We start from the raw sequence: 14,184 nt of genomic DNA on the forward strand, positions 1-14,184 counted from the left end.
TTGTGAAGTCTTATTTAATGTACAGGAGTTGTATATAGAATGAAAAAGGCCCATACTTAATCATCCCATATGGGATTCTTAAGTATGGGCCTCATATTCTTCCAATAATAGGAAGCGTCCTGGTGGAGAGAGTTGGATTCGAACCAACGTAGGCGTACGCCAGCGGATTTACAGTCCGCCCCCTTTAGCCACTCGGGCACCTCTCCGGGACGGGTGGATAGATAGGTCGGATCACTGGGTATGTCAAACGCTTTTTTTCGATTATATAAATTTTATGGCTAAACGTACTTCCCTCCCCTCCCCCAAGCGCATTTCCCTTCCTAAGGAACATGACGCTTCCGTTCCCTCACGCGCGGGACGCCCCACCCGCAATCAGCCCGGGTACTGGATCTACGGCCATCATGCCGTCGAAGCAGCCCTCGATAACCCAGATCGAGTTATCCACGAATTTTTAGCAACTCATGAAGCCTCGGCGCAGTTCGCACATGCTCGCGTATCGCCACAAGTCGTGGACCGTGAACGCCTTGATCGTCTCTGTGACCGTGATGCCGTACACCAAGGCGTATGCCTGCGCGTAGAGCCACTCACGCCACCACATTTTCTTGACGCACTATCACGACCCGGCCCTATCCTCGTCTTGGATCAAGTTACGGACCCGCGCAATATCGGCGCCATTCTAAGGTCTGCCGCAGCTTTCGGTGCATGTGCAGTGCTTGTACAAGATCGAAACACCCCTCAAGAGAGCGGTTCCATGGCCAAAGCCGCCTCAGGAGCCCTCGATATTGTACCCATCCTGCGTGAAGTAAATCTCTCCCGCGCACTCGCCTCTTTACAACGCGAAGGGCTTTGGATCGTTGGCCTCGATGCAGGCGGTACACGCCTCGATGGTGCCGCATTTTCTGGGCGCCGCATCGCACTCGTTCTCGGCGCAGAAGGCGCTGGCTTACGCCGACTTACACGAGAAACATGCGATGAAATTGTAAGTGTTTATATGCCAGGCAATATGGAAAGCCTTAACGTCTCCAATGCTGCCGCAGTCGCTTTATATGAAATCGCGCGTATAAAATAATATAAGATAAAAACCAATAACTCTAATTAATTATTATAGAAAAAATACTTTAAGATCATAAAAATACACCACATTGATGAATGTAATTATTTATTACTTACATTCATCAATGTTAATTTTATAAAAATAATAACTAAAAACTCCATTTATTAAATCTAACTCAAAAAAAATAACACCAACCTCAAAAATATGTTATGTTTCCTTGTTAAGTTTTTAAAATCCAAACACAGGAGTCGCCGCAATGGCTCAAGACATCACCGGCAAAGAATTCGGCATTCGCACAGGCGATGGAAATAACTCCACAACATCTCTGAATGCTGGCTCAGCGGGTGGATACCTGAATGTCACTGTTGCCCCCTCCCTGAACGCTGACACGACATCAGTACAAACAATCAATGTGACATCTGCAGATAACACCAATTTTCATATTGGCTTTACAACTGCCCTCTTAGGCGGCCTTTCGAATGGGCTAAACGTTAGTGTTACAAAAACCTACAATGGAACAACCACACAGGTAACACTTAACTTCAGCAAACAAGTTATCGGACAAACCGGGAGTTTTTTAGGCGCACCAACCTATGGACTTGTTACAAAAACAGCTACACCACTCGTCATTAACATCACCGGCAACCCCTTCGGGTTGAACGCGGGCTACAACTCCACCACCAACATTTCCAGCATCATTGGCGGCATTTTCGGTTCTCAGTATGATGTCTGCTTCCTTGCAGGTAGCCAGATCAAAACACCCGCAGGGTTAAGCAATATCGAAGATATCAATATCGGTGATCGTGTTGTTATCTCCACCAATGACACCCTCTCAGACGACACTGTAACGTGGGTTGGCAAAGCACATTGCACAATCAACAAAGACCTGCCCGATGATCAGGCTGGATATCCTGTCCGCATTCTAAAAGATGCCATTGCTGAAGGTACCCCCTTCGAGGACCTTTTAGTCACCCCTGAGCATTGCCTTTTCTTCGATGGCAAATTTATTCCCGCACGCATGCTCATTAATAACCGTTCTGTCTTTTATGACAAAAGCTACACGTCATACGACTACTACCACATTGAAACGGCACAACATTCCGTCATTACAGCCAATGGCGTTCTCACCGAGAGCTACTTGGATACGGGCAACCGCTCCTCTTTCCGCAATAAGAATGTGTTTTTTATCGGCTATCAGCCCAAAACTTGGGAGATGGATGCCGCCGCACCGCTATGCACCACCCCAGACATTGTAGAGCCCATTTTCCGCGCGATTGAACACCGCGCCCTCACAAACAATGTCGCGCCACAATCAAAAGCGCCACACATCACACAAGATGCCAATGTCTTTCTCTTAACAGATCAAGGCGTTGCATTACACAAAATGCGTGAAACGAATGGCCACATGGTCTTTATGCTCCCCAAAGACACTCAAGCCGTACGCATCATCTCTCGTGCTTCACGACCATGTGATATTGTAGGAGCATTCTGGGATGACCGTCGTTCCATCGGCGTTGGTATCGGTGAAGTGTCTGTCTTTGAATGGAACCAAAGAACCCCCATCACTGCACATAAAGAAATCGAAACCCTAGACGGATGGAATAATCTTGAAGATGCAGCTGATAAGCGCTGGACAACAGGCAACGCCTTCCTCCCCCTAAACCGTACCAACCCAGAGGATCACGCCCTCCTGAGCTTAGAAGTGGAAAGCGTTGATTACATCTTAGAAGATGATCGCAATGAAGATCGTTTTTATGCCTAATACTCAAATAAAATAACCTATAATCATTAAAATATGTCAGTGTCGATCTATTGTACAATGGATCGGTACTGACATATTTACAATAAAACACAAAAGATAAAAAAACTTTATTCGGCGTTAGGGTAATCTGTATAACCCTCTGCTCCAGGGCGATACCACGTTGCTATGTCCCCGTCAGAAAGTGGTAACCCCTTCTGCAAACGCCGCACCAAATCTGGGTTACTAATAAACTTACGACCAAATGAGATGGCATCTGCTGTACCGTCTTCAACCGCAGCGATTGCTTCTTCACGCGTATAATCTTGATTCAAAACCAGCGAACGCGTGAACACTTTACGTAAAACCGGGGAAAGCTTCGGCTGATCTGTACGACCGAAAGTGCCATTTGCACCAACTTCACGTAATTCCAGCCATGCAACCCCTAAGCGCTCTAACTCTTCAACAGCAGGCACAAAAACTGTTTCTGGGTTACTATCAATACAACCTTGCGTATCACCGTTAGGTGACAAGCGAACAGAAACACGATCCGCCCCAACAACTGCGATTACACGCTCAACAACTTCACGCAAAAAACGGACCCGATTTTCTGGCACACCGCCATACGCATCGTCTCGATGATTGGTGCTATCGCGCAGAAACTGATCAATCAGATACCCGTTCGCTGCATGTATCTGCACACCATCGAAACCAGCGGCCAGCGCATTACGTGCAGCACGTTCATAATCATTCAAAATACGCGCGATATCATCCGCATCGACCGAGCGCGCCACCTCATAAGGTTTTTTACCTTCATAAGTATGCGCTTCACCGGGAGCCGCTGTAGCAGACGGCGAAACAGGCTGCACTCCAGTTACCGAGGAATGTACCATCCGCCCCATATGCCACAACTGGCACACAATTTTACCGCCCTTTTGGTGGACCGCCTCCGTGACTAGCTTCCACGCCTCAACTTGCTCATCCGACCAAATGCCCGGAGCATTCGGCCACCCGAGTCCTTCACGTGAAATTCCCGTTGCTTCACTGATAATCACGCCCGCAGTAGCACGCTGGCCATAATATTCAGCCATCAGCGCCGTTGGTACAGCGTCCACCTGAGACCGCGCACGCGTCAAAGGGGCCATGATAACGCGATTTTTTGCCGTAAATCCGCCAAGATTAATGGCATCAAAAAGAGAAGGCATTTTGTAAACTCCTGCTCACGCATAAGCGTTAGTTCGATACATATCGAACCTTAAAAACATTGCCAAACAAAGGCAAGCAGGGATATTTGCCTCATGCCGTATCTTGATAACCCCGACCTCTCATCTATCGACCTACTCACAGTCCTGCGCGCTCTTGCTGATCCCATTCGCTTGGAAATCGTGCGTCAACTGCATGAACAAGGCGAGGCAACCTGCGCAGAACTCCTACGCAACCGCCCTAAATCCAGCATGTCTCACCATTTTCATGTCTTGAGAGAAAGCGGTATTCTACAAACCCGCGTTGAAGGGCTGCATCATTATAATTCTTTACGGCGTAAGGAGTTAGACCTGTATTTCCCCGGCCTAATGACATCCATCCTTACGCCACGCATCACATCTTAGGGCGCAGGAATAAAGACGGCTTCGGAGACAACACGTCCACTTTCTGGGGCCCAAACGAAAAGACGTTCGCCTGCATCACCCTGAACAGAAACAGCCAAGTCCCCGTCATTCATCGCGATAACACGCGTAATATGTTCACCGCGCAAAAGTGGAATCGTCACTTTCTCGGCATGATCAACGTTAGCTGGAACAGAAGTTTGTACGGCATGATGGCCATGCATAATCCGCGTCACCACCACACCAATCAACACCGCAACACCAATTACGATCAATACGCCCATCCCAATCACCAACGCCAATAACGCTTTTGATCCACCGGACTCGCCGCCATGCTCTTGTTTCGCTACATTCATATCCATGTCTGACCCTCTCACACCTTTCCTACTCACCGTCGATACCCCTTTAATTGGGCAAAGAGTCGACCGTGCACTTGCTGAAGCCATCGGCACGATTTCCCGCTCACGGGTCAAGAGCCTGATTGAAGGCGGCCATCTCAAAAAAAATGGCACACCCGCTGACAACCCCTCTGAAATTCTAAAGGAAGGGCAGTCTTTTCTTCTCTCCTTCCCACCACCGACCCCGGCACGGCCAGAGGCGGAGAACATACCGCTTACCATCTTATACGAAGACCGCGACCTAATCGTGATTGATAAGCAAGCCGGCCTCGTCACCCATCCAGCGCCCGGCAATGAGCGCGGTACACTGGTCAATGCCTTACTCGGCCATTGCGGCGAAGGATTCGAAGGAATCGGCGGGGAAAAGCGCCCGGGCATTGTCCATCGTTTGGATAAAGACACATCGGGCGTCATGGTCATCGCCAAAACATCTCTCGCCCATAATGCTCTTTCTGAAGCGTTTGCCGCCCGTGATATTGACCGCGCCTATAACGCCCTTGCTTGGGGCCTTTTACCACCACAAGGTGAGTTTGACGGATCTATCGGCCGAGATAAACGAGACCGTAAGCGCATGGCCGTCGTCACATCCGGCGGCAAAGTCGCTCTCACGCGCTTCAAACTGCTCAATTCTTATCATGCCAGTGTTTCATTGGTGGAATGCCGCCTCGCTACCGGGCGCACCCATCAAATTCGCGTCCACATGGCACATGCAGGCCATCCACTAGTTGGGGACCCCGTCTATCTGCGCCGCATTCCTGGCGCAGCACGCTCCCTCCCTCCTGAAGCTCGTGAGGCCGCACTCGATTTTCCGCGCCAAGCTCTACACGCGGCACGATTGGGCTTCGTGCACCCTAGAACTGGCAAAAGCCTCGAATTTGAAACTCCCCTTCCTGCCGATTTCCACGAATTGCAGCAGTCATTAATCGGGTAAACCTTTTTTAATATTTGACTTATTCGGTTTAACCTGTCATAAAACAGGCAATCTGGATGGAGTGACGCACCACTGGAGTGGATCGTACCGTCTGCAGAGGCCCAAAATGGGGGATGCAGGCGGGGACATCAAAAATCCCGACCGCGTCACCTGGTGAAGAAACCCAACGGCTCTTCGTTCGTACATCTATAAAACAGACAACGAACGTCCAGCCTCGAGGTTCTCCAGGCGAAAGGAGTGATCGTACATGGCATCTCCCGCCGTCATATCTGTTGGGCCAGAAAGCAACCTGACCCAGTACCTGCAAAAGATTCGCAAATTCCCACTGCTTACCCCGCAGGAAGAATTAGATCTGTCGCGCCTCTGGCAGTCCAAGCAAGACGTCAAAGCTGCGCATCGGCTCGTCACGTCCCATCTGCGCTTGGTTGCAAAAATCGCAATGGGCTATCGTGGCTACGGCTTGCCCGTGAATGAACTGATCAGCGAAGGCAATATCGGCATGATGCAAGCCGTGCGCCGGTTCGACCCAGATCGTGGCTTCCGCTTGGCGACCTATGCTATGTGGTGGATCCGCGCAGCAATGCAAGAGTACATTCTGCACAGTTGGTCCCTCGTTAAGATGGGCACAACAGCATCGCAGAAAAAACTTTTCTTCAATCTGCGCCGCCTGAAGGGGCAAATGCAAGCCATTGATGATGGTGATTTGCGCCCTGAGCAAGTGACGGATATCGCCACGACTCTGGGTGTACCAGAGCAAGACGTTCAATCTATGAACCAACGTCTTGCCGCGCCAGATCATAGCCTTAATGCTCCCCTGCGCTTAGACGGCGACGGCGAGTGGCAGGATTGGTTAGTCGACGAGCACGAAAACCAAGAAGAAAGTTTTGCAGACTCTGAAGAGTTCAGCGGCCGCAAAGCTCTTCTGGATCAGGCATTGATGACTCTGAATGAGCGTGAACGTCATATCTTATCTGAACGCCGCCTCAAAGAAGAACCTCAGACCCTCGAAACACTGTCACACCATTACGGTGTCTCTCGGGAGCGCATCCGCCAGATTGAAGCACGCGCCATGGAAAAACTACAAAAAGCCATGGCCTCTGAAGTTGAACGCCGCCGGAAGGAAAGCGGCCTGCAAGACTAAAACCTTGCTCTTCGGAGCAAGCGCAGACGCTTATTGGGACAGCGGTACCGTTAACGCAACACCGCCTGATAGATCACCATGCCCCCGGCGATTTTCATCGTCGTGGGCATTCGTCTGCATACCGTTCGCGTTTACAATACGCCGATGATAAAATTGCGGCCGCAAATATGGGTCCGTATTATCTTTCTGTACTGTTGGTGCCGACATGTCGTCATCCGGTAAGGGGGCAGGCACAAAACCATGCGGTACTCCCTCCCCTTTAACTGTCTGAACAGGCCTTGCCATTGTGCGCATCAGCCGCGCACCAATACGTGGATCTGCCGTCATTTCCATAATTTTTGTATTACGATACATCTTGTGAAAGGCACTGCTTTCCGACTTTTCAGCAGCACATAATGCCCCGCCTGCCCCGAACATAACCAAGCCAAAAAAAAACAGACACTACACGCAGTGCAAGGGTTGTAGGCATTGGAGGGAGTGTTCCAAGAAGGTTCGTGTTGATGCCTCTTAGTTTTGCGCCATAGCGACCGCGCTGTGCAACAATTGAAACACGATTATTTCGCTAAGATACAAAATGTTATTAACCAAAGTGAAACGCCGCGCGGAAGTGTCCCTCCGCACGGCGTTTTGTAGCTTTAACCGAGGCCAAGCTCATGACCACTTGCACGCAGAACCTCAATGCCCGGAAGAACTTTACCTTCCAACCACTCAAGGAATGCGCCACCAGCTGTTGAGACGTAGCTCATCTTATCTGCGGCACCTGCATGACGCAGTGCTGAAACCGTGTCACCACCACCGGCCACTGTACGCAACTGCCCCAGTTGCGTCAGGCGTGCAGCTTCCTGCGCCACAGCAACTGTTGCCTTATCAAAGGGCTCAATTTCGAACGCACCAAGCGGACCGTTCCAAACCAGCGTCTTCAAACCAGCCAAACGCTTCTTGATCAGTTCAACCGTTTCCGGCCCGGCATCAAGAATCATCGTATCCGCGGGAACTGCCTTTACAGAGCAAACTTCCGAAGCGGCTCCTGCCTTGAATTCACGCGAAACAACCGCGTCAACAGGCAAGACAATCTCACACCCGACTTCTTTGGCTCGTGCTGAAATTTCCCGTGCCGTAGCGTGCATATCTTGCTCTTGCAAAGATTTGCCGACAGACACACCTTCCGCTGCCAAGAACGTATTTGCCATAGCGCCGGTGATGAACAAAACATCAACCTTTGCAAGCACATTCCCAATCAGGTCGAGCTTCGTGGAAATCTTAGAACCCCCAATGACCGCACCGACGGGGCGCTCTGGGTTTTCTAAAGCCGCAGAGAGTGCTGATAGTTCAGCTTCCATCAAACGCCCAGCAAAAGCGGATAATGCATGCGCCACGCCTTCTGTAGAGGCATGTGCACGATGCGCTGCTGAGAAAGCGTCATTCACAAAGACATCACCGTTCGCGGCCAAAGCCTTTGCGAACTCAGCATCATTTGCTTCTTCACCAGCGTGGAAACGTGTGTTTTCCAAAACCAGAACGTCACCGTCCTTCAGTTCAGAAACCGCATTTGCCACAGTCGGCCCAACACAATCCGGTACGAATGATACCGATGTTCCCAGCACTTCACCCAGCTTCGCTGCGATTGGACGCAGTGACATAGCTGGAACAACCTTCCCTTTCGGGCGATCAAAATGGCTCAGAACAACAACCCGTGCGCCTTTTTCAGACAATTCACGGATTGTTGGTGCCACACGCTCTAAGCGCGTCGTGTCGGTGATGACTCCGTCATGCATCGGCACATTCAGGTCTGCCCGGAGAAGCACGCGTTTACCGCGTGCTTCCAAGCTATCCAACGTGCGGAAAGCCATGATTAGAGGCTCCCGAACAGAGCTGCCGTATCGGCCATACGGTTGGAGAAGCCCCACTCATTGTCATACCAAGCACAGATACGAACCAGCTCACCACCGTCAATCAATGCCGTTTGCGTTGCATCATAGGTTGATGACGCCTTGCAATGATTGAAGTCCGAGCTCACCAACGGTGCCGTGTTGTAGTTCAGAATGCCCTTAAGCTTACCTTCTGACGCTGCACGAACAACATCGTTCACTTCCTCAATGGAAGCAGGCTTCTTGGCTGGCACGAAGTCCAAAGAAACGAGCGATACATTCGGTGTAGGAACGCGGATAGCCGTACCGTCCAGCTTGCCTTTCAAGTGTGGCAGAACCAGACCCACCGCACGAGCAGCGCCCGTTGAGGTTGGGATCATGTTCAGTGCTGCGGCACGTGCACGGCGTGGGTCCTTATGCAGGGTATCCACGGTGCGTTGATCACCTGTGTAAGAATGGATCGTGACCATATAGCCACGCTCAATGCCAAACGCTTCATCCAGAACGCTGGCAACTGGAGCCAAACAGTTCGTCGTGCATGATGCGTTAGAGATGATCTTCATATCTGGCGTTAGGGCGTCATTATTCACACCGAACACGATTGTTGCGTCTGCATCGGAAGCCGGTGCGGAAACAACAACGCGCTTAGCGCCCGCTTCAAGAAGAGCCGCAGCCTTATCACGTGATGTGAATAGACCCGTGCACTCCATAGCGACGTCAACGCCTTGGAACGGAACTTTAGAAGGATCACGCTCAGCAGATACCGTGATCGGGCCATAGGTACGGCCATTTGCTTCAATAATCAGGCTGCTACCTTCAGCGCGTACTGTTCCTGGCAGTGCGCCATGCACACTATCATGCGCCAGAAGGTGGGCATTTGCCTCTACTGAGCCAAGATCGTTGATCGCAACGACTTCAACGTCTGTACGTCCGCTCTCGATAATGCCACGAAGGACAAGACGACCGATACGTCCAAAACCGTTAATTGCAACTTTTACTGCCATGGCTGCGTGCTCCGCATGTCGTAAGAACCGGCAATATCCATAGCACCACTGGCTGGAAGCAACAGGGGGTCATGACAGTTTTTCGACATAACACGACTTCCATCTTGTCCTAACAGCTGGTTCCTGTAACCTGATACAATCAGAAATTGCCGTATCTATAATTCTATATTCTCTTAGAGGCCGCATGAAATCGCGCTTTTTTTACCTGACCATTTTTGTACTGTTTACCACAGCAGGTCTTGGCGGGTGCCAGTTAATTGATCAGCGTAGTTTCGACTCGCAGGCCGGCAAGCCACCGGTTCCATACGAACCTCCCGCACCAGCAGTACAAAAACCCCCTGCACCCTTTTTATCCATCCCAGATGGTACAGCTGAAGCTGAGTATGGCCCCGTCGTAGAGCATGCGGCTCATATTGCGCTGCAACATAAAAACAATGTTTTGTTCATTGTGCAGGCTCTTGCCCCGCCACAACCGACACTCGCAGCACAACAAGCTCTCCTGACACGCCTAACACAAGGCACGCTTGGCACGGTTGCTCAGCATATCGCGAAAGCTGGCGCACAACCTCTGCAAATAGAACTGCACACGTTAACCGACCCAACGATACAAACACCGGTTATTCGCGTGGAGCTACGTTAAACATGACAAAGGCTACCTGTGCACTTCTCTGCCACAATGCCGCATCCACCCTTACAGAGTGGGTTGCGTGGCATATCATGCAGGGCTTTGAGCGTATCCTCATTATTGATGCTGGATCAACAGATCATACAGTGCCGTTAGCCCAGTCCCTAAACACCAAAATTGAGTATGAGATTATCGAGCGCCCAGATACCACTAACTTACCCCCAGAAGAGCGCCGCATAGTTCTTATCGACACAGCCCACAACCACACCCCATCAGACCATTGGCTCCTCATTTTAGACCAAGATGAATTCCTTGATCTGAATGAACCTCTCGACGCCTTCCTCGCAGATTGTACCGATGAGCACGGTATTGGTCTTTACTGGAAAACCTTCGGCCCCAGCATATCTCAAACACCAGCACAGTTTTCCATCAGCGCGTTTTCCCATCGCGCTCCAGATGATTTTATCGACCACCATGCCGGCCGGATTTTTGCACGCCCCTCTCACCACACCCTCACCTCCTCGCCCTTTTGGGACGGGACCGAGCACATATCTGTTTTAGCCCCCCGAAAAGGGCCCGCCGCTCCTAGAATATTGCATTATCCATGGCTTGCAGATCCAGACATGCCGCAACATCTTGCACAGCACTACAGCCATCAAGATATTGAAGACTTAACACCTCTACGCCATGCACTGACTTTAAACGCTACAATTAATACCCTAACCGAACCTCAAAAAGCCTTCGAAGATGATGTGGTAACCTTCGACACTTTCTCCATTCGACGGATACGCCCGACAGAGGAAGAAAAAAATTTACTTAAATGATGAGATAACAAGCGCGAAAACAATACCTGCCAAAAAAATAAAACACGCGATACCAAGACGTGCCTGTACTGACAGTGCAGGCTTTATTAAAGACAGCCCTTCAACACTTTCCCGCAGGGCTGTGATCTCTTCCATTTGCGCCCGCTCTTCTTCTTGTGCATGCCACAACCGACCATTCTTGGCGCGTATATGGCGTGCGGCTTCTTCCGCGCTCGTCACACTTTGATCAACAATGCGGGCTGCCCATGCAAGACCATGGTGATCTTCTAAAGCCAATACGCGGTACGCGCCCACACGAGACAAAGCCTCTAGTAACAACGCATCATCAAACCAAACGCTCGGAAAACCTTTCACGCCAGTGATCAACACAAGTACTGTTTCACGGCATGTTTCGATCGCAGCCAACAAACGGTGCGGCGCTTCATGATCCAATCCGACAAAGCGTGAACAATCTGCGTATAACCCTCCGCCTAAAGCACTACGGAACTGAGCCAACGCACCATCGCGTTCACTTTCTGGATAAATAACCAGCATAGAAAACGCTTCCAACTCAGGGTACACACCCCGCGTAGCTGGCAGACGCCGTAAGGCATCCAGTATCTTCTTCTCCGACTGAACAGCCAACTCACGCGCAGGATCACAGCGCTCTATCGCAATAGCCTCAAAGCGTAAAACAGCTTGCCCTCGCTGCCCGCGCGCACGCAAAAAACCACTCACGCGCACCTCATCCCCCGCGACAGCACCGCTAGCCTCAAAGGCAACCGATCGAATATCCACCGATATCGCCGTACCGAACGATGCGTCTGTCAAGGATAATTGCAAAGCATCACGCTCGTCACCAGGCACGGCAGTACCGAGCTTTCCCCCAACAAGCAATGGATAGTGCCAAGCTTCAAAACTTGTACAAATCTCTTCCAGCCGAGCAGCAAACAGATCCTGCACCTGCAAAGGTGACAAAACAGGCAAAGCCGCACTCTGCATGTGCGGCTTACTCTCTGCGCGAAAAGAACGACGCGGGAAGGCTTCCATACTTTACCCTATGGCAAATTTACCCCGAATCCGACAAGCGCTTCAGAGCAAACTCACCATAGAAAAGAGAAATAAAGTGCTTTTTGATCGCTACGACAGCGACCGAACGCGCGAACGCACACGATCAGCAATCACAATCAGCAACAAAGCAGAACCTGCCATCTCAATTTGCGAGCGCGTCTCAGCCTGCATCACCATAGCCAGCAATACACAACCAATAACGCCCAGCCCAAAATAACAAATCCACCGACCTGTTGGGACCACCTTCAATCGTGCCAAAATGATAATAGCATTATACACCAGCATAAAGCCCCCGGTGAGGCTCACCAACAGTGCAAACACCTTATCTGGAGACAGAATAGCCGTGAGCGCGATAGCTACCGAAATACCAACACAGGTCAATAATGCTCGCCGTGGCAGCTGTGTTTTCGGATCAACGGCTAAGAAGACAGAAGGCGCCCCTCCCCCTTTAGCCATTTCAAATAAAACCCGGGAAGTTGCGTAAATACCAGAATTCAGAGAAGAAATTGCAGCCGTCAAAATAACAACAAATAAGGCCGGAGCTGCAAAAGGAATATGATAATGGTTCAAAACCAACAAGAAGGGTGACTGCCCAGAAACAACATCACTCCAAGGCACCAAACACAAAATTAGTCCAATGGTCAGCACATAAAACACGCCAATCCGCAACGGAATAGTACGGGCCGCACGCGTGATATTGGCTTTAGAATTTGTCGTTTCAACAGCAGCAATCGTCGCAATTTCACTGCCCCCCATTGAAAACAAAATCGTCGGCAAAACAGCCAAAAGAGCAACTGGCCCATGAGGCAGAAAACCACCATGATTTTGAAGATTGTGCTGAATATTGACTGCTGGATGCGTCATAACCAACCACGCGCCAATCCCTATAAATGCTATTAAGGCGACAACTTTAACCGTGGCGAACCAATACTCAAACTCTCCATACCCCTTTACAGAGAGCAGGTTTACCGCCGTCATCAACCCGATAATACCCAATTCCAAAACGACATAAGGAATAGGGACATAAGGAGCCAGCATATTCGTAATCGCAATCGCTTCAACGGCCAGAACGATGATCCATGTGATCAAATACGTCCACCCAGCCACGAAAGCCATGCGAGGACCAATAGCTTGCTGAATTTGCCCCAGAAAAGAATGTCGCCCTGGCACAGCATAGGCCAAATCACGCATCATCAAATTCGTCACAAAGACAAACAGGCCGCACAAAATATAAGACAGCAAGACCATTGGCCCCGCCAAAGAGAGCGCTGCGGATGATCCAATAAAGAAACCTGCACCGATCACGCCACCGAGCGCAATCATGACGACATGGCGTGTATGGAGGCTTTGGGCGAGTTTGCCGGCCTGCTGCTGCATGAAAAATCCTTATTTCAAACGGGAAGGTCGCGGTTATCCGCCAAAGTTTCCATCGTCATATAAGACGTGATCGCATCAAGTTCGACGCGCCCGATGATCTGTTGGTACACACGGTCAAAATCGTTCATATCCCGCGCGACTACCTTCATAAGGTAGTCATATTCACCCGCTATCCTAAAAAAATCAACAATGTTTGGAATACCCATCACCACATTTCGAAACGATTCAAACCATTCACGTGCATGATGCCGTGTCCGTACCAATACAAAAACCGTTAATTCCAGCCCTAAAGCTTTGGCATTGAGCCGCACGGTATCTTGGCAGATCACCCCCTGCTCCCTCAACGCATGAAGGCGCCGCCAACATGCATTTTGTGATAGCCCCACCTTCTCAGCCAGTTCACGCTGAGACGGCGTCCCCTGCTTTTGCAGGATCTTCACTATTTCACGATCAATATGATCTAATTTTCGGTCCATAAAACCTCATTTGACAACAAAATAGACTCAAAAACCTATAAAAAGAGCGTTTTTTTTCACCTATTAGACGATATTCCTTTCTTAACGCCTCACC

General features: G+C 50.2%; 15 protein-coding genes and 1 tRNA gene. 7 read left to right on the forward strand and 9 right to left on the reverse strand.

What is annotated here, in order from left to right; translation table 11 throughout:
* Positions 1-120: 120 nt before the first annotated feature.
* A tRNA-Tyr gene (locus NTH01S_RS04695) sits at positions 121-206 on the reverse strand.
* A 68-nt stretch (positions 207-274) separates the two neighbouring features.
* Between NTH01S_RS04695 and rlmB the strand changes: the two genes are divergently transcribed.
* Positions 275-1,069, forward strand: a complete 795-nt coding sequence (gene rlmB, locus NTH01S_RS04700) for a 23S rRNA (guanosine(2251)-2'-O)-methyltransferase RlmB (protein ID WP_084366995.1) — start codon at positions 275-277, stop codon at positions 1,067-1,069.
* Positions 1,070-1,310: 241 nt separating this feature from the next.
* Entirely contained in the window at positions 1,311-2,816 is a 1,506-nt protein-coding gene (locus NTH01S_RS04705) for a Hint domain-containing protein (protein ID WP_068170211.1), read from the forward strand.
* A 107-nt stretch (positions 2,817-2,923) separates the two neighbouring features.
* On the opposite strand, the gene NTH01S_RS04710 is transcribed toward NTH01S_RS04705, so the two are convergent.
* Positions 2,924-3,997 carry an alkene reductase gene (locus NTH01S_RS04710; protein WP_068170215.1) on the reverse strand — a complete coding sequence of 358 codons (1,074 nt, stop codon included), beginning with the start codon at positions 3,995-3,997 and terminating at the stop codon, positions 2,924-2,926.
* Positions 3,998-4,090: 93 nt separating this feature from the next.
* Here NTH01S_RS04710 and NTH01S_RS04715 point away from each other — a divergent pair, with 93 nt between their 5' ends.
* Positions 4,091-4,399: an ArsR/SmtB family transcription factor gene (locus NTH01S_RS04715; protein ID WP_068170220.1), complete on the forward strand. Its 309-nt coding sequence runs from the start codon at positions 4,091-4,093 to the stop codon at positions 4,397-4,399.
* Here NTH01S_RS04715 and NTH01S_RS04720 read toward each other — a convergent pair.
* Positions 4,396-4,758: a hypothetical protein gene (locus NTH01S_RS04720; protein ID WP_068170223.1), complete on the reverse strand. Its 363-nt coding sequence runs from the start codon at positions 4,756-4,758 to the stop codon at positions 4,396-4,398. The two genes, NTH01S_RS04715 and NTH01S_RS04720, sit on opposite strands and share 4 nt — an antisense overlap.
* On the opposite strand from NTH01S_RS04720, the gene NTH01S_RS04725 reads away from it, so the two are divergent.
* Together NTH01S_RS04725 and rpoH are read left to right on the forward strand one after the other, a co-directional pair.
* Positions 4,757-5,725 (forward strand): RluA family pseudouridine synthase, encoded by a 969-nt coding sequence (locus tag NTH01S_RS04725; RefSeq protein WP_068170225.1) that lies wholly within the window; start codon positions 4,757-4,759, stop codon positions 5,723-5,725. The genes NTH01S_RS04720 and NTH01S_RS04725 overlap by 2 nt on opposite strands.
* Positions 5,726-5,972: 247 nt before the next feature.
* Positions 5,973-6,866 carry an RNA polymerase sigma factor RpoH gene (rpoH, locus tag NTH01S_RS04730; protein ID WP_068170229.1) on the forward strand — a complete coding sequence of 298 codons (894 nt, stop codon included), beginning with the start codon at positions 5,973-5,975 and terminating at the stop codon, positions 6,864-6,866.
* Positions 6,867-6,896: 30 nt separating this feature from the next.
* Here rpoH and NTH01S_RS04735 read toward each other — a convergent pair whose 3' ends face one another.
* The 3 genes from NTH01S_RS04735 to gap form a co-directional block, all read right to left on the reverse strand.
* A complete protein-coding gene (locus NTH01S_RS04735) occupies positions 6,897-7,193 on the reverse strand; it encodes a hypothetical protein (RefSeq protein ID WP_157070867.1) in 297 nt (98 codons plus the stop codon).
* Positions 7,194-7,501: 308 nt separating this feature from the next.
* The gene (locus NTH01S_RS04740) at positions 7,502-8,716 is read right to left on the reverse strand and encodes a phosphoglycerate kinase (protein ID WP_068170234.1); all 1,215 of its coding nucleotides are present in this window, start codon (positions 8,714-8,716) and stop codon (positions 7,502-7,504) included.
* Between the two features lie 2 nt (positions 8,717-8,718).
* The gene (gap, locus tag NTH01S_RS04745; protein WP_068170238.1) at positions 8,719-9,738 is read right to left on the reverse strand and encodes a type I glyceraldehyde-3-phosphate dehydrogenase; all 1,020 of its coding nucleotides are present in this window, start codon (positions 9,736-9,738) and stop codon (positions 8,719-8,721) included.
* Between the two features lie 184 nt (positions 9,739-9,922).
* Here gap and NTH01S_RS04750 point away from each other — a divergent pair, with 184 nt between their 5' ends.
* Both NTH01S_RS04750 and NTH01S_RS04755 read left to right on the forward strand, forming a co-directional pair.
* Positions 9,923-10,378 (forward strand): hypothetical protein, encoded by a 456-nt coding sequence (locus NTH01S_RS04750; RefSeq protein WP_068170240.1) that lies wholly within the window; start codon positions 9,923-9,925, stop codon positions 10,376-10,378.
* A 2-nt stretch (positions 10,379-10,380) separates the two neighbouring features.
* A complete protein-coding gene (locus tag NTH01S_RS04755; RefSeq protein ID WP_068170243.1) occupies positions 10,381-11,187 on the forward strand; it encodes a glycosyltransferase family 2 protein in 807 nt (268 codons plus the stop codon).
* On the opposite strand, the gene NTH01S_RS04760 is transcribed toward NTH01S_RS04755, so the two are convergent.
* The 3 genes from NTH01S_RS04760 to NTH01S_RS04770 form a co-directional block, all read right to left on the reverse strand.
* Positions 11,176-12,216 carry a hypothetical protein gene (locus NTH01S_RS04760; RefSeq protein ID WP_068170245.1) on the reverse strand — a complete coding sequence of 347 codons (1,041 nt, stop codon included), beginning with the start codon at positions 12,214-12,216 and terminating at the stop codon, positions 11,176-11,178. The two genes, NTH01S_RS04755 and NTH01S_RS04760, sit on opposite strands and share 12 nt — an antisense overlap.
* Positions 12,217-12,306: 90 nt before the next feature.
* Positions 12,307-13,614, reverse strand: a complete 1,308-nt coding sequence (locus tag NTH01S_RS04765; RefSeq protein ID WP_068170247.1) for an amino acid permease — start codon at positions 13,612-13,614, stop codon at positions 12,307-12,309.
* Between the two features lie 14 nt (positions 13,615-13,628).
* Entirely contained in the window at positions 13,629-14,090 is a 462-nt protein-coding gene (locus tag NTH01S_RS04770) for an Lrp/AsnC family transcriptional regulator (RefSeq protein ID WP_068170249.1), read from the reverse strand.
* Between the last annotated feature and the right edge of the window lie 94 nt (positions 14,091-14,184).

The sequence above is a fragment of the Neokomagataea thailandica NBRC 106555 genome (assembly GCF_001598495.1).
GTDB lineage: Bacteria > Pseudomonadota > Alphaproteobacteria > Acetobacterales > Acetobacteraceae > Gluconobacter > Gluconobacter thailandicus_A.

Coding starts and splice junctions, on each gene's coding strand:
- NTH01S_RS04765 (WP_068170247.1), bottom strand. CDS start 13,614: ATGCAGCAGCAGGCCGGCAAACTCGCCCAAAGCCTCCATACACGCCAT.
- NTH01S_RS04750 (WP_068170240.1), top strand. CDS start 9,923: ATGAAATCGCGCTTTTTTTACCTGACCATTTTTGTACTGTTTACCACA.
- rpoH (WP_068170229.1), top strand. CDS start 5,973: ATGGCATCTCCCGCCGTCATATCTGTTGGGCCAGAAAGCAACCTGACC.
- NTH01S_RS04710 (WP_068170215.1), bottom strand. CDS start 3,997: ATGCCTTCTCTTTTTGATGCCATTAATCTTGGCGGATTTACGGCAAAA.
- NTH01S_RS04725 (WP_068170225.1), top strand. CDS start 4,757: ATGTCTGACCCTCTCACACCTTTCCTACTCACCGTCGATACCCCTTTA.
- NTH01S_RS04770 (WP_068170249.1), bottom strand. CDS start 14,090: ATGGACCGAAAATTAGATCATATTGATCGTGAAATAGTGAAGATCCTG.
- NTH01S_RS04760 (WP_068170245.1), bottom strand. CDS start 12,216: ATGGAAGCCTTCCCGCGTCGTTCTTTTCGCGCAGAGAGTAAGCCGCAC.
- NTH01S_RS04720 (WP_068170223.1), bottom strand. CDS start 4,758: ATGGATATGAATGTAGCGAAACAAGAGCATGGCGGCGAGTCCGGTGGA.
- NTH01S_RS04755 (WP_068170243.1), top strand. CDS start 10,381: ATGACAAAGGCTACCTGTGCACTTCTCTGCCACAATGCCGCATCCACC.
- NTH01S_RS04715 (WP_068170220.1), top strand. CDS start 4,091: ATGCCGTATCTTGATAACCCCGACCTCTCATCTATCGACCTACTCACA.
- NTH01S_RS04740 (WP_068170234.1), bottom strand. CDS start 8,716: ATGGCTTTCCGCACGTTGGATAGCTTGGAAGCACGCGGTAAACGCGTG.
- NTH01S_RS04705 (WP_068170211.1), top strand. CDS start 1,311: ATGGCTCAAGACATCACCGGCAAAGAATTCGGCATTCGCACAGGCGAT.
- NTH01S_RS04735 (WP_157070867.1), bottom strand. CDS start 7,193: ATGACGGCAGATCCACGTATTGGTGCGCGGCTGATGCGCACAATGGCA.
- rlmB (WP_084366995.1), top strand. CDS start 275: ATGGCTAAACGTACTTCCCTCCCCTCCCCCAAGCGCATTTCCCTTCCT.
- gap (WP_068170238.1), bottom strand. CDS start 9,738: ATGGCAGTAAAAGTTGCAATTAACGGTTTTGGACGTATCGGTCGTCTT.